Source organism: Microbacterium sp. T2.11-28 (assembly GCF_950097975.1).
GTDB lineage: Bacteria > Actinomycetota > Actinomycetes > Actinomycetales > Microbacteriaceae > Microbacterium.
Genome location: NZ_CATNHF010000032.1, coordinates 108,812 through 129,280, shown reverse-complemented (window position 1 = coordinate 129,280; position 20,469 = coordinate 108,812). Strand labels below are relative to the sequence as shown.

17 protein-coding genes are annotated in these 20,469 nt (G+C 72.3%); 4 read left to right on the top strand and 13 right to left on the bottom strand.

Annotated elements, in window-relative coordinates:
* Positions 1 to 102: 102 nt before the first annotated feature.
* From QQZ13_RS15930 to QQZ13_RS15875, 12 genes are all read right to left on the bottom strand, one after another.
* Positions 103 to 951, bottom strand: coding sequence for an Fpg/Nei family DNA glycosylase (locus tag QQZ13_RS15930; RefSeq protein ID WP_284530538.1), 849 nt, complete (start codon positions 949 to 951; stop codon positions 103 to 105).
* Positions 952 to 1,000: 49 nt separating this feature from the next.
* Positions 1,001 to 2,152 (bottom strand): glycerate kinase, encoded by a 1,152-nt coding sequence (locus QQZ13_RS15925; protein ID WP_284530537.1) that lies wholly within the window; start codon positions 2,150 to 2,152, stop codon positions 1,001 to 1,003.
* Positions 2,149 to 3,189: a LacI family DNA-binding transcriptional regulator gene (locus tag QQZ13_RS15920; RefSeq protein ID WP_284530535.1), complete on the bottom strand. Its 1,041-nt coding sequence runs from the start codon at positions 3,187 to 3,189 to the stop codon at positions 2,149 to 2,151. The genes QQZ13_RS15925 and QQZ13_RS15920 overlap by 4 nt, the downstream gene beginning before the upstream one ends.
* Positions 3,186 to 4,091 carry a sugar phosphate isomerase/epimerase gene (locus tag QQZ13_RS15915; RefSeq protein WP_284530533.1) on the bottom strand — a complete coding sequence of 302 codons (906 nt, stop codon included), beginning with the start codon at positions 4,089 to 4,091 and terminating at the stop codon, positions 3,186 to 3,188. Before QQZ13_RS15915 ends, QQZ13_RS15920 begins: the two co-directional genes overlap by 4 nt.
* Positions 4,092 to 4,170: 79 nt before the next feature.
* Positions 4,171 to 5,517, bottom strand: coding sequence for a dihydrodipicolinate synthase family protein (locus QQZ13_RS15910; RefSeq protein ID WP_284530532.1), 1,347 nt, complete (start codon positions 5,515 to 5,517; stop codon positions 4,171 to 4,173).
* Positions 5,518 to 5,529: 12 nt separating this feature from the next.
* The gene (locus QQZ13_RS15905; protein WP_284530531.1) at positions 5,530 to 6,741 is read right to left on the bottom strand and encodes a Gfo/Idh/MocA family protein; all 1,212 of its coding nucleotides are present in this window, start codon (positions 6,739 to 6,741) and stop codon (positions 5,530 to 5,532) included.
* A gap of 85 nt (positions 6,742 to 6,826) precedes the next feature.
* Positions 6,827 to 7,486 (bottom strand): hypothetical protein, encoded by a 660-nt coding sequence (locus QQZ13_RS15900; protein ID WP_284530529.1) that lies wholly within the window; start codon positions 7,484 to 7,486, stop codon positions 6,827 to 6,829.
* Positions 7,483 to 8,400: a carbohydrate ABC transporter permease gene (locus QQZ13_RS15895; protein ID WP_284530528.1), complete on the bottom strand. Its 918-nt coding sequence runs from the start codon at positions 8,398 to 8,400 to the stop codon at positions 7,483 to 7,485. Before QQZ13_RS15895 ends, QQZ13_RS15900 begins: the two co-directional genes overlap by 4 nt.
* Entirely contained in the window at positions 8,397 to 9,389 is a 993-nt protein-coding gene (locus QQZ13_RS15890) for a carbohydrate ABC transporter permease (protein ID WP_284530527.1), read from the bottom strand. The genes QQZ13_RS15895 and QQZ13_RS15890 overlap by 4 nt, the downstream gene beginning before the upstream one ends.
* 39 nt (positions 9,390 to 9,428) lie before the next feature.
* Positions 9,429 to 10,712 (bottom strand): ABC transporter substrate-binding protein, encoded by a 1,284-nt coding sequence (locus QQZ13_RS15885; RefSeq protein ID WP_284530525.1) that lies wholly within the window; start codon positions 10,710 to 10,712, stop codon positions 9,429 to 9,431.
* A gap of 289 nt (positions 10,713 to 11,001) precedes the next feature.
* On the bottom strand, positions 11,002 to 12,105 hold the full coding sequence (locus tag QQZ13_RS15880; protein WP_284530523.1) for a Gfo/Idh/MocA family protein: 1,104 nt from the start codon (positions 12,103 to 12,105) through the stop codon (positions 11,002 to 11,004).
* On the bottom strand, positions 12,102 to 13,190 hold the full coding sequence (locus QQZ13_RS15875) for a PmoA family protein (RefSeq protein WP_284530521.1): 1,089 nt from the start codon (positions 13,188 to 13,190) through the stop codon (positions 12,102 to 12,104). The genes QQZ13_RS15880 and QQZ13_RS15875 overlap by 4 nt, the downstream gene beginning before the upstream one ends.
* 93 nt (positions 13,191 to 13,283) lie before the next feature.
* Here QQZ13_RS15875 and QQZ13_RS15870 point away from each other — a divergent pair, with 93 nt between their 5' ends.
* Entirely contained in the window at positions 13,284 to 14,294 is a 1,011-nt protein-coding gene (locus QQZ13_RS15870; RefSeq protein WP_284530519.1) for a serine hydrolase, read from the top strand.
* A 28-nt stretch (positions 14,295 to 14,322) separates the two neighbouring features.
* On the top strand, positions 14,323 to 16,575 hold the full coding sequence (locus tag QQZ13_RS15865; protein WP_284530518.1) for a beta-galactosidase: 2,253 nt from the start codon (positions 14,323 to 14,325) through the stop codon (positions 16,573 to 16,575).
* A 1,243-nt stretch (positions 16,576 to 17,818) separates the two neighbouring features.
* On the opposite strand, the gene QQZ13_RS15860 is transcribed toward QQZ13_RS15865, so the two are convergent.
* Positions 17,819 to 18,817, bottom strand: coding sequence for a LacI family DNA-binding transcriptional regulator (locus QQZ13_RS15860; protein WP_284530515.1), 999 nt, complete (start codon positions 18,815 to 18,817; stop codon positions 17,819 to 17,821).
* A 120-nt stretch (positions 18,818 to 18,937) separates the two neighbouring features.
* Here QQZ13_RS15860 and QQZ13_RS15855 point away from each other — a divergent pair, with 120 nt between their 5' ends.
* The gene (locus QQZ13_RS15855; RefSeq protein WP_284530513.1) at positions 18,938 to 19,306 is read left to right on the top strand and encodes an L-rhamnose mutarotase; all 369 of its coding nucleotides are present in this window, start codon (positions 18,938 to 18,940) and stop codon (positions 19,304 to 19,306) included.
* Positions 19,303 to 20,469: an L-rhamnose isomerase gene (gene rhaI / locus QQZ13_RS15850; RefSeq protein WP_284530510.1), complete on the top strand. Its 1,167-nt coding sequence runs from the start codon at positions 19,303 to 19,305 to the stop codon at positions 20,467 to 20,469. The genes QQZ13_RS15855 and rhaI overlap by 4 nt, the downstream gene beginning before the upstream one ends.

Below are 20,469 nucleotides of genomic sequence, written 5' to 3'. Positions count from 1 at the left end.
GCCGCGCGCGCGTGGCGCCGAGCCCACCGCTTCGCGCCGAGCACGGGGGATCGCGCCGCGCCGGTGGGGGTGGGCTCGCCGGCAGGGGGTGGGGTCGGCGCGCTACGCCTGGCAGATCGGGCAGAACTGCGCGGCGCCCTTGCTGCCGGGGATGTCCTCGACGGGGCCGCCGCACACGGGACACGGCTCGCCCGTGCGGCCGTGCACGCGCATCGACGCCGCCTTCGCCGCCTTGAGCCCGTCGATCGGGACGGGGAGCCGGTCGGCGAGCGCGTCGGTCAGCACCTCGCGGATCGCCGCGAACAGGCGCGCCCGCTCCCCCGCGTCGAGGGTGCTGGCGTGGGCGAGGGGCGACAGCCGTGCGACGTGGAGGATCTCGTCGGAGTAGGCGTTGCCGATGCCCGCGAGGGACTCCTGCTCCTGCAGCACCGCCTTCAGCTGCTTGCGGCGGCCGTCGACGACCGCCTCGAGGTCGGCGAGGAAGAAGCCGTCGTCGAGCGGATCGGGTCCGAGCTTCGCGATCGCGGGCACGTCGGCGATGTCGTCGACGACCGACAGGCCGAACGACAGCCACGATCCGGCGTCGGTCAGCACGAACGACGCCCCGTCGTCGAGCGTCAACGCCCCGATGGGTGCGGCGGCGGGCGGCGCGTCGTCGGCGGCGGGATCCGCGTCATCGGCGGGGTCGGCGGCGGGATCGGCGGCGGGCACCCAGCGCAGCCATCCCGCCCGGCCGAAGCTCACGACGAGCACGGGACCGTCCGTGGCGACGGCGAGGTGCTTGCCGTGGCGACGGACGCCCGTGACGGTGCGACCGGCGAGCTCGGCCAGCGGGCGGTTCCGCGTCTTCAGCGCCCGGAACTCGTCTAGCTCGACGGTGCGGATGCGGCGACCGCGCGTCCGCTCCGCCACGAACCGCGCCAGCACCTCGACCTCGGGCGACTCCGGCATGAGCCCATCCTGCCGCGCGGAGCGACGGGGGTCCACCCGGGTGCGAGGACTACCGCCGGCCGTCGCCGTCGCGGGTGGCGGCCGTCGCGGCGAGCGTGCGCCCCGCCTCGCGGAGCCATCGCGCCGGGTCGGCGAGCGAGGCGGCCGCGTCGCCGGCGCACACGGTCAGCGAGACCACCGCGGCGAAGGCCGAGACGTCGACATCGGCCGCCACCCGGCCCGCCACGAGGGCCACGGGCACCCCCGCCGCCGCCGCACGCTCCGCGACCAGAGACGGGACCTTCCCCGCCGCCGACTGCCCGTCGTAGGACCCCTCGCCCGTGACGACGAGGTCGGCCTCCGCGAGGGCGGCGTCGAGGCCGATGAGGGCGGCGACGTCGTCGGCACCGCGACGGAGGTCGGCGCCCCAGGCGGCGAGGGCGAAGCCGGTGCCCCCGGCGGCTCCGGTGCCGGGCGCCCCGGCGTCGAGGCCGTCGGGGCGGTCGAGGGCGACGAGGGCGGCGTAGCGCGCGAGGTCCCGATCCACACGGACGATGTCCGCCGGAGCGAGGCCCTTCTGCGGCCCGAACACCGCCGCCGCACCGGTGGGCCCGAGCAGGGGGTTGGTGACGTCGGTGAGCACCACGGCGCCGCCGCGGGGAAGCGGACGGATGCCGGCGAGGTCGACGTGCGCGACATCGGCGAGCCCCCGGGCACCGGGACGCACGGGCGCACCGGCGGCGTCGACGACCCGGGCGCCGAGGGCGACGAGCAGGCCGACCCCGCCGTCGGTCGACGCCGACGATCCGATGCCGAGCACCAGCCGGTCGACGCCGTGGTCGAGCGCGGCGGCGATCGCCTGCCCGAAGCCGAAGGTGTCGGCGTCCCACGGCCGGCGCTCATCGCCGAGCAGCTCGATCCCGCTCGTCCCGGCGAGCTCGACGACGCCGGTGCCCGCACCGCCGACAGACGACGGGAGGAGGAGCCAGGATGCCGCCTCCGGGCGGCCGTGCGGTCCCCGCACCGGCACCGGCATCCGCCGTGCTCCGGGCACCGCGGCGGCGAAAGCCTCCAGCGTCCCCTCCCCGCCGTCGGCCATCGGCCGCAGGCGCAGGTCGGCCGCCGGATCCGCATCGCGCCACCCGTCGGCGAGCGCGGCGGAGGCGGCGGCGGCGCCGATCGATCCCTTGAAGCTGTCGAGCGCGACGACGACGCGCGTCATGACCGCGCGGGCGTGCTCTCGCGCAGCAGCACCTCGAGCGGGAGGGGGTCGTCGGCCGGCTGCCACTGGGCATCCGTCGCGGCGTGGAACGCCTGATATCCGACCTCGTCGAGCGGGATCCGCACCGTGGTGAGCGCCGGCGTGACGTCTCGCCCCGTCGGGATGTCGTCGAAGCCCGCGAGGGCGATGTCCGAGCCGACCTCGCGGCCCGCCTCCCGCAGCGCGGCGAGCGCGCCGATCGCGACGACGTCGCTGATGCCGAAGACGACTGTCCCCGTCTCGACGCCCTCGGCGAGGGCCCGCGTCATGAGCTCGTACCCGGACTCCCGGGTGAAGGTCCCGCGCAGCACCGCCGGGGCGTCTCCGCCGCCCGCGGTGAACCCGTCGACGAAGCCGCCGACGCGGTCGTCGCTGGTGACGGTGCCTTCGGCGGCCGCCAGGACGAGTGCCCGCCGGTAGCCGCGGTCCGCCACGGCGGCGCCGAGAGCCCTCGCCCCGCCCCGGTTGTCGACCGTGATCGAGCGGACGCCGTCCACCCCGCCGCCGAGGACGACGACCCGGCCTCCGGCGGCGGCGAGCATGTCCACCTCGGCCGCGAGCTCGCGGGTGAGCTCGGACGCGCTGCGCGAGGCGGCCAGGATGAGCCCGCGCGGGCGCTGCCCCCGGAGGGCGCGGACCAGCCGCACCTCGCGCTCGGGGTCGCGCTCGGTGATCGCGACGGTCACGATGAGGCCCGCCTCATCGGCTCCGCGGGCGACCCCCGACGCGATCTGGCCGAAGTAGGGGTCGGCGATGTCGGCGACGAGCAGCGCGATGATCGCCGACGTGCCCCGCGCCGTCGCCTGCGCCGACAGGTTGGCGGTGTAGTCCAGGCGCGCGGCGGCGGCCTCGACGCGTTCGCGGTAGGAGTCGGCGACCTTCCGGGTCGAGCCGTTGAGGGCGCGCGACGCGGTGGCCAGCGACACCCCCGCCTCCCGGGCGACGTCGTCGAGGGTGACGGCACCGGCGCGCAGGGTCTCGGGAGCGTCGTCGGTCATGCTCGTGATTCTAGGGCGCCGTCCGCCGCGGCGCGGATGCCCAGGTGGGGCGACACGGCGGCGGCGAACGCGGCCGCGGTCCGGCGCACCGCCTCGGCGGGATCGGTGGCCCAGATGTCCTCGTGGAAGATCTCCACCTCGATGTCGCGGTCGTACCCGGTGGCCATCACGGCCCGCGTGAGGGCGCCGAGGTCGATGACGCCGTCCCCAGGGTAGTGGCGGCTGAGCAGCACGTCGGCGGGCAGCGGCGTCTTCCAGTCGCACACCTGGTAGGTCGCGATGCGCCCCTCCGCACCGGCGCGGGCGATCGCATCCAGCACGCCCGGATCCCACCAGATGTGGAACGCGTCCACGGCGGCGCCCACGACGTGCGGGGGGAAGTCCGCGGCGATGTCGAGGGCCTGGCCGAGCGTGGAGACCACGCAGCGGTCGGAGGCGTACATCGGATGCAGCGGCTCGATGGCCAGGGTGACGCCGGCGGCCTCGGCATCCCCGGCCAGCTCCCCGATCGCGTCCCTCACACGGGCGCGGGCGCCGGCCAGGTCGCGCGATCCCTCGGGAAGACCTCCGGCGACGAGCACGAGGACCGCGGTCGAGCCGGGTGCCCCCGCGGCGGCGAGGGTCGCGGCCTCCTCGATCGCGCGCCGATTGTCGTCGAGCGAGGCGCGGCGGGCGGGGCCCTCGGGCATCGTGAAGAATCCGGAACGGCAGTGGGTCGAGAAGCGGAGGCCGGAGGCCGACAGCATCCTCGCCGCGGCGGCGAGCCCCACCTCCTGCACCGGCTCGCGCCACAGGCCGATCGCCTCGATCCCCGCCTCCGCCGTCACGCGCAGGGCGGTGGCGAGGTCGGCGCGCTTGATGGTGGCCTGATTGATCGACAGCCGGGGATCGGCGGTGCTCACGGCATGTCCCACTTTCGGTGGTTTCGGGCACCCGCGGACCACCGAATGTGGGACGAGGTCTGCGGGATGTGGGACATGCTCACGGGGCGACTCCGTTCAGGCGGAGGAGATCGCTCCAGCGGGAGGCGGCGAGGTCCGGGCGCTCCAGCGCCTGCGAGGCGTTGGCGAGCTCCACGATGCGGGACAGGTGGGGCAGGCTCCGCGCGGAGTGCAGCCCGCCCACCATCTGGAACGCCGCCTGGTGGCCGTTCAGCCACGACAGGAACGCGACGCCCGTCTTGTAGTAGAAGGTCGGCGCGGCGAACACCTGGCGGCTGAGCGCCTCGGTCGGGCCGAGGATGCGGAGATAGCCCGCGGGGTCGCCGGCGTCGAGAGCCTGGATCGCCGCCGAGGCGACCGGCGTGATCGCGGCGAACGCACCGAGGAGCGCGTCCGAGTGCCCCTCGACAGGCGCGGGGACCTCCCCGGTCGTTGAGCGAGCGGAGCGAGACGAAACGCCCGCCACCTCGTCAAGGTCGGGAGCCCCTCCGGTCGTTGAGCGAGCGAAGCGAGACGAAACGCCCGCCACCTCGTCAGGCTGCGCACCTTCCCCGGTCGTCGAGCGAGCGGAGCGAGACGAAACGCCCGCCACCTCGTCGCCGCCGATGAGGCCGACGTAGTTGAAGTCGTCGCCCGTGAACATCCGCACGCCCTCGGGAAGGCGGGCCCGCACCGACACCTCGGACTCGGCGTCCAGCAGACTCATCTTCACCCCCGCGACGGCGCCCGGGTTCTCGGCGATGATCTCGAGCAGCACGTCGGCCGCTACCCGCCAGTCGGCCGAGCCGAAGTAGCCCTCGAGCGCCGGGTCGAATGCGGTGCCGAGCCAGTGGAGGACCACCGGCGTCGTCGCCGACCGCAGCACCTCGCGGTACACGCGGCGGTAGTCGGCGGCGGACTGCGCGGCGCGCGCAAGGTGGCGGGAGGCCATCAGCACCGGCCCCGCGCCCTGCTCCTCGGTGAACTCGAGCTGGGCGCGATAGGCGTCGATGACGCGGTCGAGCGCGATGTGCTCCTCGTCGACGTGATCGGTGTTGACCCCGACGACCACCGACCCCCCGGCCTCGCGCGCGACCTCCGCCGAGCGGGCGATGAGCTCGCGGGTCGCGGCGGCATCGAGGCCCATGTTGCGCTGCGCAGTGTCCATCGCGTCGGCGACGCCCAGGCCCCACCCGTACACGTGCCGGCGGAAGGCGAGCGTCGCGTCCCAGTCGATGTCGGCGTGCCGCCCGGGGGTGTTGTCGGCGTGGGCCTTGGGCACCACGTGCGCGGCGGCGTACGCGATCCGGCTGCGCAGCGGCGCCTCCGGCCGCACGAAGCCGGGCGCCTCGCGCAGCGCGACCCGCGTGAGCACGCCGTCGGCCGACAGGAGAGGAAGATCCGTCATGGCGGGCGCCGCTCAGTCCAGGCTCAGCGCGGGCAGCTCGACCTTGCGCCCCTCGGCCGACGACCGGAGCCCGGCTTCGGCCAGCAGCACGCCGCGCGCCCCCGACAGCAGGTCGAAGGGATAGTCGGTGCCGAGGACGTAGGACGCCAGGAACTCCTCCCACTGCTGGCGGAAGCCGTTCTGGAAGACGTCGTTCACCGGCACCTCGGCCCAGTCGGCGTCGTAGTCGTGGTCGTCGGCGAGGTCGGGGTTCCAGACCGGCTTCGGCGTCTGGTTGCGGTGCTGGATCTTCGCACCGAACAGGCCGACCACGGCCGAGCCGTGCGTGCCGTCGACGTGGAACTCGACGAGCTCGTCACGGTTCACGCGGACCGTCCACGACGAGTTGATCTGCGCGACGATCGGGCCCTGCGCGGCGTCGATCTCGAAGACGCCGTACGCCGCGTCCTCGGCGGTCGCGGTGTAGTGCTCGCCGTTCTCGTCCCAGCGGTCGGCGATGTGGATCGCCGCCTGCGCGTAAACGCTCTTCACCTCGCCGAACAGGTTCTCCAGCACGTAGTTCCAGTGCGGGAACATGTCGACGATGATCCCGCCGCCGTCCTCGGCCCGGTAGTTCCAGCTCGGCCGCTGCGCGGGCTGCCAGTCGCCCTCGAACACCCAGTACCCGAACTCGCCGCGCACCGAGAGGATCCGGCCGAAGAAGCCGGAGTCGATGAGGCGCCGGAGCTTCTGGAGTCCCGGCAGGTAGAGCTTGTCGTGCACCACGCCCGTCTTCACGCCCGCGGCGGCCGCGAGCCTGGCGAGCTCGAGCGCCTCGGCGACCGTCTCGGCGGTCGGCTTCTCGGTGTAGATCGTCTTGCCGGCGGCGATCGCCTTGCGCAGCGCCGATGCGCGCGCCTGGGTGACGAGGAAGTCCGCGTAGATCTCCCAGCGCGGATCGGCGAGCGCCGCGTCGAGGTCGGTCGTGTAGTCCTCGATGCCGTGGCGGGCTGCGAGCTCGGCCAGCTTGACGGCGCTGCGGCCGACGAGCAGCGGCTTCACGGTCACGCGCGTTCCGTCGGGGAGCTCGATGCCGCCCTGGTCGCGGATCGCGAGGATCGAGCGCACGAGGTGCTGGCGGTAGCCCATGCGGCCCGAGACGCCGTTCATGATGATGCCGATCTCGCGGACCGCGGGCAGGGCGGCGGTCTCGGCGAGGGAGGGGCTGGTGGTCGTCTCTGACACGGTCGTTCCTTCGAGGTTGGTAAGCGCTTTCCGCCTACTCATGATGACATTGGAATGCGCTTTCCGCAACTGAGGGCTGCCGGGGTCAGCGGGCCTGTGCCGCCGCCTCCAGCCGCAGCATCCGGCGCTCGCCGACGGCGACGAGCGCAAAGGCGAGCATTCCGAGCACGGGGATGACGAGCGGCAGGAACTGCCACACGATGGTCGCCGCGAGTCCCAGGGCGGCCACCGTGTACGCGGTCGCGGACGGATCCGCGCGCGCGACGCGCGGCGAGATGCGCAGGAGCGGCCACCAGGGCGTTCCCGGCGACCACAGCGATGCGGCGAGGAGCGTGAGGACGAGCACGGCCGCGCCGACCGCGGCCACGAGCGCGGCGAGCGGCATCCCGCCCGGAAGTCCGCCGCCGGCCAGCAGCACGAGGTCGACGCCGACGATGGCGACGAGGGCGGTCGTCGCCGCGCCCGCACCGAGCGCGCCCGGCATCGCCCGTCGCGCGTCACGGAAGAACTCCGCGGCCGGTGTCGCCTCGGCCGCGAGGAAGCGCCGCAGGTGGGCCGCGCCGGCTGCCACCGCCGCCGGCCAGGTGACGACCGGCAGGCACACGATCGCCATCAGCGCGCCGACCCAGAGCACTTCGCCGAACAGCGCGAACCTCTGCGCGGCGCCCGGCCAGCGCAGCACGCTCCCGTCGGCCTCCGGACGCACCCGGCGGGCTCGGCGGGTCGCCCTGCGTGCGCCGGTCATCCCTTCAGCCCCTGCGTCGAGACGCCCTCCACCAGGAAGCGCTGGAAGACGATGAAGAAGAGCAGGATCGGCAGCAGCGCCAGCACCGACACCGCCACCGTCGCGCCGTAGTCGGAGGTGGAGGTCTGGTCGTTGAAGACGCGCAGTGCCAGCGGCAGCGGGTACAGATCGGTGGAGTTCAGGTAGAGCAGCGGGCCGAGGAAGTCGTTCCAGCTCCAGATGAACGCGAAGATCGACGCCGTCACGAGCGCCGGCTTGACCAGCGGCAGGATGATCGACCAGTAGATGCGCCCGTGCCCGCAGCCGTCGATGCGCGCCGCCTCGTCCATGTCGCGCGGCAGGGCGCGGATGAACTGCACGATGAGGAACACGAAGAACGCCTCGGTGGCGAGGAACTTGCCCAGCAGCAGCGGCACGAACGTGTCCACCAGATCCAGGTTCCGGTACAGCATGTACTGCGGGATGATCAGCACGTGGAACGGCAGCAGCAGCGTGCCGATCATGATCGCGAACCAGACGCCGCTGCCCCGGAAGCGCACCCGGGCGAACGCGTACGCGGCGAGCGACGCCGAGATCACCGTGCCGATCACCGAGCCGATCGCCAGGATGAACGAGTTCAGGAAGAACTGCCACAGGGGTACCCCGCCGACACCGGCCAGCACCTTGATGTAGTTGTCGATCGTCGGGTCGTCGGGGAGGAAGGACTGGTTCGCGCCGAACTCGGCGGTCGGTTTGAACGAGGCCGAGAACATCCACGCCAGCGGGTACAGGATGATCGCGGTCAGGATCACCATCGCGACGATCCAGAGCGCGGTCTGCCACGTCCTGCGCTTTCCGAAGCGGCGGCGCGGGGGCGTCTTCCCCTTCGGCAGGACGGCCGTGATGGTCTCGAGACCGGGGACGGTGGCGCTCATCGGTTGTCTCCCGCGTAGTGCACCCACGAGTTCGAGGTGCGGAACATGACGAAGGCGATCAGGGCGACGACGATGAGCAGCGCCCACGCCATGGCCGAGGCGTAGCCCATCTGGCTGTTCGTGAACGCTCGTGTGTAGAGGTACACGGTGTAGAAGTTGGTGGCGCCGGCCGGCCCGCCCGTGCCGGAGCCGATGATGTAGGCCGACGCGAAGATCTGGAACGCGTGGATCATCTCCAGCAGCAGGTTGAAGAAGATGACGGGCGAGAGCATCGGGAGGGTGACGCTGCGGAACTTGCGGAACGGGCCGGCGCCGTCGACCGACGCGGCCTCGTAGAGCTCCTGGGGAACCTGCTTGAGACCCGCGAGGAAGATGACCATCGGGGCGCCGAACTGCCAGACGGCCAGCAGGATCATCATCGGGAGGATGAGGGCCGGCACGCCGACCCAGCCGCCGATGTCGATGCCGAAGAGGCTCAGCGAGCTGTCGACCGGACCCCCGGTGGAGAACATGGCGCGCCAGACGATCGCGATGCTGACGCTCGCGCCGATGAGGGACGGCGCGTAGAAGGCCGAGCGGAAGAACCCGGTGCCCCGGCTGCGGTAGTTGAGCAGCATCGCGACTCCGAGGGCCGCGGCGAGCTTGATCGGGGTGCCGACGACGACGTAGAGGAGCGTGATGCGGACCGAGTCCCACCACACGTCGTCCTGCAGCATCCGCTCGAAGTTGCCGAGGCCGATCCACTTCGGCGGCGTGAAGATGTTGTAGTTCGTGAACGCGAGGTACAGCGAGAAGAGCATCGGACCTGCCGTCAGCAGGAAGAACCCGATGAGCCATGGCGAGAGGAAGAGGTACCCCGCGGCGTCCTCGCGCCGCTGCAGGCTCCCGCGGCGGCGGGGGGCACCTCCCGCCCGGCGGGTGTCCGCCGGGCGGGAGGCCGGTTCGGCCGTCTGACGGCGCGCGGTGGTCGCGACCGAATCCGTTGCCATGATCACTCCTTGCTCGCCTGCGTGCTCGACTGCGGGCGCTCAGCCCTGCAGGACGACGTTCGCCTCGTCGAAGAACTGCTTGACGGCATCGTCCACGCTGATCGCGCCGAGACCCAGCGCCTTGCCGAGGTCCCAGAACTTCTGCTCGAGCGCGCCGTACCCGACCACGGGCACGGGCGGAGCGTCGCCGATGCGGTCGGCGACCGCGTCGAGGTAGTCCGCGACCTGCTTGTCCGCCCCCTCCAGCACCGCGCCCGCGAGCTTCGACGAGGACGCCGGGAAGCCGAGGGTCGTGCCGAAGATCTCGCCGGCCTTCTCGCTGTTGACGACGTAGTCGAGGAAGATCGCCGCGGCCTCGGGGTGCTCGGTGGTGGCCGAGATCGCCATCTGCAGCCCGGCCTGGCGGTAGAGGTCCTTCGAGCCCGGCTGGGCCGTCGGGGGCGCGACGAGCGAGATGGACGAGGCGCCCGAGTCGGCGAGGTAGCCGCCGAGGAAGTTGCTCCAGCTGGTCTCGCTGGCCGTCAGGTTGCCGCCGAAGCCGGACTTCGGGGTGATCTCCTCGAGCTTGCTCTGCGGCACCGTGATGCCGTCGCGCGCCTCGGCACCCGACTCCCAGAACGCCTTCAGCTCGTCCTCGGTGAAGCCGAGCTCCCCGTCCTCGGTGTAGAGGTTCTTGCCCTCGGCGCGCAGGACGAGCTCGAAGGTCTGGATGCGCTGGGTGACGTCGGTGCCGCCGTACACCGTGCCGCCGGTCTTCTCGGTCACGTCGGCCATCCACGCGGTGAAGTCCTCGAAGGAGGTTCCACCCTCGGGCGCCGTGAGGCCGTTGGCGGCGATGATGTCGTCGTTGACGAAGTTCGCCCAGGCGCTGTAGCCCGTCGGCAGGGAGTACTGCGTGCCGTTCAGCTGCCCCGTGCCGAGCAGCGCCTCGTCGAAGGTGTCGAAGTCGATGTAGTCCGCGACGGTGGCGAGATCCAGGACGTAGCCGGGCTCGCCATACTGGCGGAGGTAGCTGTCCGAGAACTGCCACACGTCGGGCAGGCCGCCGCCGGCCGCCTCGGTCTGCCGCTTCTCCCAGTAGCTCGGGAAGTCGGTGAACTGCCCGTTGATCGTGATGTTGGGGTATTCCTCGTTGAAGGCGGCGATGAGCGCCTCGTATCGGGCGGCGCGGTCGTCGTTGCCCCACCACGTGAAGTTCAGGGTGACCTTCTCGTCCGGATCGAACGACGACGCCGGCTCGCTGGTGCCGGCGCAGCCGGCCAGGGCGAGGGCGGCGCCGGTCGCGACGGCGACGGCGGCCAGGGCCCGCTTGGTGCTGAACATCCTTGTCCTCTCTTCGAACGTCCGTGTTCCGAGTGTGCTGCGGACGCTCGTTGTCCGTGTGTGCGGTGAGCGCTGTCTGATGCATCGGGAAAGCGCTTGCCGGTTACCGTACTACGCGTTGAATCGTTTTGCAAGGAATCTCGGAAATCGCTTTCCGTCCGTGATCGCCCGCTCGCCGCGCCCGCCCTGATACCGGTCACAGCCTCGCCATGCTACCGACCGCGCCCGGCGCGCCGCACGCGACGATGTGACCCGCGGGCGGGGTGCGGGGCTCGGTCGGCGCGAGAGGTCAGCGCACGTCGCGCATGTCCGTGACGGGACTCGCGAAACCCGCCCGGTGCGTCGGATGCCTGGCGAGATCGGCGGGCGTCACGACCGCGCCGTCTGCCGCGGCCGAGGCGTAGATCGCGGCGACGAGCTCGAGCGACCGCGCCGGCTCGTCGGCGGAGGGAGGCAGCGGCTCGCCCGACAGCAGGGCGTCGAACACGTCGCGCAGCAGCGGCGCATGGTCGCTGCGCTCCTCGACGGCGGGGAGGTCCCAGGCGTCGGACTCGTCCTCGTAGCCGGGCGCCGGGGTCACGCGCCAGTTCTCGTGCCCGTGCCCGTAGAGGTGATCCACGGTGACCGTCGCGCGCTGCGCGTCGATGCGGAGGGAGCTCGTCTGCCGCGGCGAGACGGCGCTGGTCACGACCTGGGCGACGACGCCGCTCGCGAAGGTCACCGTCGCCGTCGACGCGTCCTCTGTCTGCGTCTCGCGGTCCAGCCGCCACAGCCGGCCCTGCACCGCGGACCAGTCCCCCAGCAGGAAGCAGAGCAGGTCGAGCTGATGGATGCCGTGGCCGAGCGTGGTCCCGCCCCCCTCGGTCTCCCACCTGCCCCGCCACGGCACGGCGAAGTACTCCTCGTCGCGGTACCAGAGCGTCTGGCAGACGGCCAGGAGCGGGCGGCCGAGCGCCCCGGACCGCAGCAGCGCGCGCACGTGGGCCGCCGCCGTCCCCGTGCGCTGCTGGAAGACCACCGCCAGACGCCGGTCCGCCGCATCGGCCGCCGCCCGCATGTCGTCGAGTTCGTCCAGCGAGGGCGCCGGCGGCTTCTCGACCACGACGTGGGCACCGGCCGCGAAGGCGGCGAGGGTCTGCGCGCGATGGGCGGCAGGGGGCGTGCAGACGAGCACGACGTCGGGCGACTCCGCCGCGAGCAGCTCGTCGAGGGTGTCGTAGACGGCGGGCCCCGGGGCACGCGTCGCCCATCGGGCCGCGAACTCCTCGGCCGTCGTGCGGCTGAGGTCGGTCACGGCGACGAGCTCGGCGCGCGGATGCGCACCGACGGCGCGCGCGTGCAGGTGCGCGACGGCGCCGGTGCCGACAATCGCGCAGCGCAGGGTCGCGGTCATGCGGGGTCCTTATCGAGATCGGTGCCGGGGGCGTGGATGCCGGCGGTGCGGCCGGCGCGGATTCGGAGTTCGTCGCCGGATTCGGAGACCCGGTGCGCCGCACTGCGAATCTGCGGGATTTCTCCGAGTCCGGTGGGGTCGGCGCCGGCGGTGCGCAGCTCGGTCACCAGGGCGGCGCCCGCCGTCGACGCGAGATCCGCGACGACCGCGGTGCCGACCACGACCGCGGCGGCCAGGACGAGCGTGTCGCCGGGCGGGAGCACGGTCTCGCGGGAGAAGAACGGCGCGGGGTTCAGTCCGGCGTACTCCTCGCTGCGGGCGAACCAGGGGTGGCCGGCGGGAGACGGGGATGCCGTGGCGTCGAGCATCAGCACGCCCGCCGACCGGTCGGGGGCGACGAAGGCGAGCCACGGCGCGGAGGTCCCCCGCGCGGAGTCTCCGGCCGGGCCGCCGGGACCGAGGATCTCCCCTCCCGTCCACGCCGCGGGTCCCCGCCAGAAGATCCCGGCGTATCCCGCGTTGTCGCGCCCCTTCGAGGTGGGCGAGCCGAAGCCGAGGGGCTCTGACGTGACGTTCCGGAGCGCACTGCGCCACGTGAGCGCCCACGCCCCCGTGCCGGCGTCGAGGCGGCGCGCGGTCAGCGTCCGCTCCTCCGCGAGCACCGTGCGTCCGTCCTCGGTCACCCAGTCGAGCGTCTCGTCCACGCGTGCGACACATGCGGCAGCGGTGTGACGGAATGTCCGGTGCACCTGCGCACCGTTGTTGGCCTGCTGCAGGTACCCCTCGCCGTGCACGTAGGTCGGCCCGCCCCAGAAGTTCTCGTGCCCCACCACCGGCAGGGCCAACGACAGTCCCTTGTGCCACACGTGGTCGGCCGGGCGGTAGGCGGTCACCGCCGCCCCGTCGAGGGTGCGCAGCAGCGCGTACGGGCGCGGCGATTCGACCTGCGGCTCGGTGGGCGCATAGATGTACTCGGCGAGGATGACTCCGTCGCCCGCGCCCGGCCCGTCGCCCGCAGCAGGCCCGTCGCCTGCGCGGTCGGTGCGCAGAATCAGGCGAGCGATGCCGTCGTCGGCGAACTGCATGGGGCCTCCTCGTCGAGCCGGTGTCGCGTCCACGATAGATCCTCACTCCGGAAAGCGCTATCCGACCCGCCTCGCGCGTCATAGGCTGGGCGCATGACCTCCCCCGTCCGCGTCGACGCGGCTTTCGACCTGGTACGCGCGCACGTGGAGGCCGAGCGCCTCCCGTCGGCGATCCTGGGCATCGCGACCGCGGAGGGCACCGTCGCCGTCGACGCCTTCGGCACCGACGATCTCGGCGGATCCCGGCGCCGGCCCGTCACCGTCGACGACACCTACCGGCTCTTCTCGATCACCAAGCCGCTGCTCGGGATCGCGGCCGCGCGCGCGATCGAGCGCGGGCTCCTCTCGTCGACCGCCCCGCTCGCCGACGCGCTCCCGTCGTTCGGTGCGCACCGCGACGACGTCGTGCGTCTGCGCCACCTCGTGAGTCACACCTCGGGCATCTCCGAGCCGCCGATGGACTCGCCGCTGCCGCCGCGCGAGGAGCTGCTCCGCCGCGACCGGGACTTCGCCGCCGGCACGATGTCCCGGTACTCGACGATCGCCTTCGAAGGCGTCGCCGCCCTCCACGAGCACGCGACGGGAGTCAGCTGGGACGCCGGCGTGACGGCGTGGGCGAACGAGATCGGCGCGACGGGTCTGACGCTCGACCCCGAGACGGCCGTCTCGCTGCCCGACGCGGCCGCCGCCGGCCTCGACCTCGAGCGCTTCACCGCGACGCGCTCCCCGGGTGCGGGGCTGTTCGGGCGCGCCGACGACCTCCTCCGCCTCGGCACCGAGCTGCTGCGCATCCACGGCGGCGCGCGCGACGGCATCCTCAAACCCGCGACCCTCGACATGATGCTGCGCCCGCTCACCGGCGACATCCCGCGCCTCGATCCCTATCCCGCCGCCCGAGGTCAGGACTGGGGCTTCACCTGGAACCTGCGCACGCGCGCGCCGGGACTGATCGACCGCGACACCTACGGTCACGGCGGCTGGGCGGGCACCGAGTTCTGGGTCCATCCCGGCGCCGGGGTGGCCTGGGTGCTCCTCACCAGCCGTGCCGAGCGCCCGGGCGTCGACATCGATCGCATCGACAACGCGATCGTCTCCGCCCTCTGACCGCCCCTCCGTCCCGATCGGCACCGGCATGACCGTCCTCACCGTCCGCCACCGCGCGTGGTCCGCACCCGAGACCACCGCCGCGCTCCCCACGGCGGGCGAGCACGGGCGCGGCCTGACGCTGACCGATCGCGCCGTCTTCCGAGACGGCGTCCCGATCGTGCCGGTGTCGGGCGAGCTTCACTACAGCCGGATGCCCCGGGCGCGCTGGGCGGAGCGGCTGCGGCAGCTGCGGGCGCTCGGAGTGACCGTCGCCTCGACGTACGTCTTCTGGAACCACCACGTCGCCGAACGCGGGCGGCCCCGGTTCGACGGCGACCTCGACGTGGCCGCGTTCGTCGACGACGTGGAATCGGCGGGACTCGAGCTGGTGCTCCGCATCGGCCCGTGGGCGCACGGCGAGGCCCGCCACGGCGGCTTCCCGGACTGGGTGCAGGACGCCGGCGTGCACCATCGCACCGACGATCCGGCCTACCTCGCCCTCGTCCGGGAGTGGTTCGGGCAGCTGGCGGGCGCCCTCGACGGGCGCGCGCGCCCCGGAGGTCCGATCATCGGCATCCAGGTCGAGAACGAGCTGTACGACCGACCCGAGCACCTCTCGACGCTCATCCGCCTGGCGCGCGAGGCGGGGATGTCCGCGCCGCTGTGGACGGCGACCGCCTGGGGCGGCGCGCAGCTGCCGCCGGGCGAGGTCGTCCCCCTGTTCGGGGGATACGCCGACGGCTTCTGGGTCGATCCCGACGGCGGGTGGCAGCCGAACTTCCGCGCGCACTTCTTCGCCTCGCACGACTGGGACGACCCGGGCGTCGGCGAGGACGTCCGCGCGAGCCAGGGCTTCGCCGCCGACGACGGACCCGCCAGCCGCCGCGCAGACCTCCACGGCTTCCCGCCGGCCACGTGCGAGCTGGGCTCCGGCATGGCCACCGCCTATCACCGGAGGCCGGTGCTCGCCGCACGCGACGTCGCGGCTCTGGCCCACGTCAAGATCGGGAACGGCTCGGCCTGGCAGGGCTACTACATGTTCGCGGGCGGGCGGAACCCCGGCCGAGGACTCCAGGAGTCGCAGGACACCGGATACCCCAACGACCTCCCCGAGCTCGGCTACGACTTCCACGCGCCGATCGGGCAGTCCGGCGACCTCCACGCGTCGGCGCACGCCCTTCGCGCGCAGCACGCGTTCCTCGCCTCGTTCGGCGACCGGCTCGGGAGGATGACGTCGTCGCTGCCGGAGGTGCTCGCGTCGGGACTCGCCGACCGGGCGACGCTTCGCTGGGCGCTGCGGTCCGACGGCGACGAGGCGTTCGTCTTCGTCAGCCACCACCAGCCGTACGAGCAGGTGGAGCCCGTCGCCGGAGTGCAGCTCGCCGTCGGGCTCGACGCCGAGACGATCGTGCTGCCGTCGCGGCGCGTCGACATCCCCGCCGGCACGCTCGCGCGGTGGCCCGTCGGGCTGCGGCTGGGCACCGGCCCCGATGCGCCGCGCGTGCGGTGGGTGACGGCATCCGCGGTGACGCTCCTCCCGGGTGGCATCGGCACGGGCGGCGCGGACGGTGACGGTCCGACGCTCGTGGTGGCGGTGACGCCGGGGGTCGACGTGGAGTTCTGCGTCGACGGCGAGGAGCCGCGTACGGTGGGCGTGGGACGGCATCCGCTCGGGCGGGGGCACCTCCTCGTGCTGGCCGACGCCGACCGGGTGTGGGTGCGGGGCGACGACGTGTACGAGACCGACGGTGAGCTCGCGTGGGACGACGACGCGGTGGCCGTGCGGGACGCCACGTGGCTCCGCCGGTACGACGCAGCCGTGGGCGAGTGGCGCGAGATCGCCGTGGTGGGGCCGTCACCCGCCCGCCCCGTCACAGTGGCGGCGATGCGGGCCGCGGCGCCGGTTCCGGACGACCACGGCTTCGGGGGACCGCGACATCGCGCCCCGGCCGCGCAGGTGCTCGACGCGGATGCCGCGGTGTTCGCGCTCGAACCCGACGCGTGGGAGGGCGACGCAGTGCTTGACGTCGACTGCGGCGGGGACGTCGCCCAGCTGCGGGTCGACGGCGTGGTCGTCGACGACCGGTTCTGGGACGGCGAGCGCTGGTCGATCTCCCTGCCCGACGTCGGGGCGACGCCCGCGAGCACCGTGACGCTCCATGTGCTCCCCCTGTCGGTCCGGTCGACCGTGTGGCTCCCGCCGCGCGCCGCCGCCCGCCGCGCCGCCGCCGCTCCCGACCTGTTGTCCGTGGATTCGGTGTCACTCCGCACGCGCACGCCGTGGCATCCGCTCGCCTGACCCGCTAACCCTGCGAGCCGCCACGCTTCCCCCGAGCCGCCACGCTTCTGCGCCCCGAAACGTGTCGGCTCGGCACATTTCGTGGCGGCTCGGCGATCAGTGAGGATATCGGCCAGACCCCGTGGGATGAACGAACCCACACGATCCGGACGGCATGGATCGTGTGGGTTCGGCGAGACCCCGCGGGATGGGCAATGACAGTGACCCCTCCCAACGGATGCCGTCGGCTACATGGCGCTTGTCGACCGCCCCTTGCGGGACCCTCGTGCACCCCAGAAGACAAGCGCACCGCCCAGCGGTACTGCCACAACCGCCGCAATCCACGCCACTCGAGCGGGGGCCGAAATGTCGGCGGTGCCTACGACGCGGACGATCGTGGCCACCACGAAGCTCATGTAGCCCAGACTCAGGAGGAGAATCCAGAAATGTGGACCCGCGAGGAGCTCACTCATGTCTTCATCACCACCAGACGCGTCCGAAAGCGTTGACGTAGGTGTGCCACTCCGTGTCCCAGTTCACGAGTCCACCCGAAGGGATGGCGGAGGAGTGAAAGATGGCGCGCAGATCTCGCTTTGTGGTCGACCCGCTCTCGTCGCAGTTCTTCCGTTCGACGACGTAGCCGATCGCGCGATCTACCCGGCACGAGTGGTAGCCCGTGTATCCGCGATAGGTCGACCTCACCCAGACCCGCGACCCGTCGTAATAGAATCGCCCGCTCTGCGACCACGCGACGACGACATTGTCGTATGTGCGACGAAAGGTCTTGGACCGCACTGTGCCAGCGTTGACTGCAGTTTGAAGCTCGCGGAACTCGCGTGGACTCATCGACCCTCGCGCTCCTCGAAGGTCGATGGGTGTGACCTGTTCTGGCGCGGAGACGGCCCTCGACTCCCTGAAAGTGCAGAAGCGCCTCGCCTCGTCTGCCGAACTCTGCGACATCGAGTTGTCCACTGCCGTTATACATGACGGATCGACGACCATCTCGACCGAGTGGACGGACCTTGCGGCCGGTGGGTCGGCTTCTTCGCCCGAGGCCGGCGAGGCGTTGCCGAGGAGCACCACAGCCAACCCCACAGCGAGAAGCCGACATGTAATCGAATGAGCGGATGCTTTCATGAGATCCTCCATCTAGAGGAAGCTCATAAAAGCATACGCTCAAACGCCTTTCTCGAGTTATCCACAGGCATAGGGTGCGGCGCTTGTTCGGCGTTTCGGCGAGACCCCGTGGGATGGGCAGCCCAGGTCAGGCGCTGGAGGCCCGGACGACGAGTTCGGGGCGGAAGCGGACGTGGCGCGGCGGGGATGCCGGATCGTCCAGCCGCTCGAAGAGCACATCCACCGCGGCGGCGCCGATCGCCCGGGCGGGCTGGCGCACCGAGCTCAGGGCGACCACGGTCGACTGGGCGAACTCGATGTCGTCGTAGCCGACGAGCGCCATGTCGTCGGGCACCCGCACCGATCCGAGGATCGCGGCGCCCTGGAGCACCCCGACGGCGAGCAGGTCGTTGGCACAGAACACCGCGTCCGGCCGGTCCTCGGGCGCGCGCTGCGCGATCCGCTCCCCCGCCTCGCGGCCCTGCAGCACCGTCAGCGCGTCGACCTCGATGACCTCCAGCTCGGCGCCCGGCACGTCGGCGAGCGCCCGGCGCGCGCCTTCGAGCCGGTCGGCGACCTGGCGGATCGACGGCTGGCCGACGAACGCGATGCGCCGCCGCCCGCGGTCCAGGAGGTGCGCGACGGCCAGGTGCCCGCCCTCGACATCGTCGACCGCGACCGACGGGATGCCGCCGCCGTCGAGCTCGGCGTCGAGCAGGACGACCGGGATGCCCGCGTCGCGGAGCGCAGCCGCGCGCGTCGGGTCGAGGGACTGCGGCGTGAGCAGCACCCCGTTCACGCGCTGCTCGCGGAAGAGGTCGAGGTAGGTGTTCTCGCGGTCACGGTCCTGGTCGCTGCTGCCGAGGAGCACCGAGATGCCGTGCTCCGCGGCGCGCTCCTCGGCGCCGCGGGCCACCTCCGCGAAGAAGGGATTGGCGCTGTCGAGGACGATGAGTCCGATGCTGCGGCTGCGGCCTGCACGCAGCTGCCGCGCGGCGTCGTTGCGCACGAAGCCGAGCCGCTCGATCGCCGCCTGCACGCGGGCGACGGTCTCGGGCGCCACCTTGTCGGGGCGGTTGAGCACGTTGGACACCGTGCCCACCGATACCGACGCCGCGGCCGCGACGTCCTTCACGCTGACTGCCATGTGCTGCCTGTCTTGACGGATCCTGTGGGCTCACACTACAGTTTGAATCGTTTCATAGCCCGACCGCTGCCGACCGCCGCGCCGACCCCGTCCCGATCGCGACTCTCACGAAGGAGTGACATGACCGTTCGCGTCGCCTTCCAGCTCCAGATCGCGGCCGACCGCGTCGACGAGTACGTCGCGCGCCATTCGCCGGTGCGGCCCGAGATGCTCGCCGAGATCGCCGCCGCCGGCCGCCGCAACTACTCGCTGTTCCTCGACCGCCAGAACGCGCGCCTCTTCGGCTACTACGAGACCGACGACGATGCCGCCGCGCAGGCCTACCTCGCCGCCTCGCCCGTCGCCGCCCGCTGGGAGGCGGAGATGGCGCCGTTCTTCGTCGGGCTGGACGGGCGCCCCGACCAGGCCGCCACCCCGCTCGCCGAGGTCTTCCATCTGTACGACCAGCTGACGGCTTCCGTCACCGACCACGAAAGCGACGCATCGTGAGCACGCTCTCCCCCGACGTCCGGTCCGCCCTCGAGAGCCAGGGGATCGAGCTGCCCAGCTGGGCGTTCGGCAACTCCGGCACGCGCTTCCGCGTGTTCGCCACCGCCGGCACGCCCCGCGACCCGTTCGAGAAGATCGCGGATGCCGCCCAGGTCCACCGCCACACGGCGCTCGCCCCGAGCGTGGCGCTCCACATCCCGTGGGATCAGGTCGACGACTTCGGCGCCCTGCGCCGTCACGCCGAGGACCACGGCGTCGCCCTGGGCACGATCAACTCGAACACGTTCCAGGACGAGGACTACAAGTTCGGCGCCCTCACCCACCACGACGAGCGCATCCGCCAGAAGGCCATCGACCACCACTACGCGTGCATCGAGGTGATGGATGCCACCGGATCGCGCGACCTCAAGATCTGGCTCGCCGAGGGCTCGAACTACCCCGGGCAGAACGACATGCGCGGCCGCCAGGACCGCCTGCAGGACTCCCTCCAGCAGATCTACGACCGCCTCTCCGGAGAGCAGCGCCTGGTGCTGGAGTACAAGTTCTTCGAGCCGGCGTTCTACCACACCGACGTTCCGGACTGGGGGACCTCGTACGCCCAGGTGGCCGCCCTCGGGGATCGTGCGATGGTCTGCCTCGACACGGGACACCACGCGCCCGGCACCAACATCGAGTTCATCGTGATGCAGCTGCTGCGCCTCGGGAAGCTCGGCTCGTTCGACTTCAACTCCCGCTTCTACGCCGACGACGACCTCATCGTCGGCGCGGCCGACCCCTTCCAGCTGTTCCGGATCCTCGTGGAGGTGGTGCGCGGGGGCGGCCTGAACAACCCCGACGTCGCGTTCATGCTCGACCAGTGCCACAACATCGAGGACAAGATCCCCGGCCAGATCCGCTCGGTGCTGAACGTGCAGGAGATGACCGCGCGCGCCCTCCTCGTCGACCGCGACGCGCTCGCGGCGGCGCAGCAGCGCAACGACGTGCTGGCCGCGAACGGCATCCTCATGGACGCCTTCTACACCGACGTGCGTCCCGCTCTCGCCCAGTGGCGCGAATCGCGAGGGCTCCCCGCCGACCCGATGGCCGCCTACCTCGCCTCCGGCTACCAGGAGCAGATCGCGGGCGCCCGCGTCGGCGGCACCCAGGCGGGCTGGGGCGCGTGA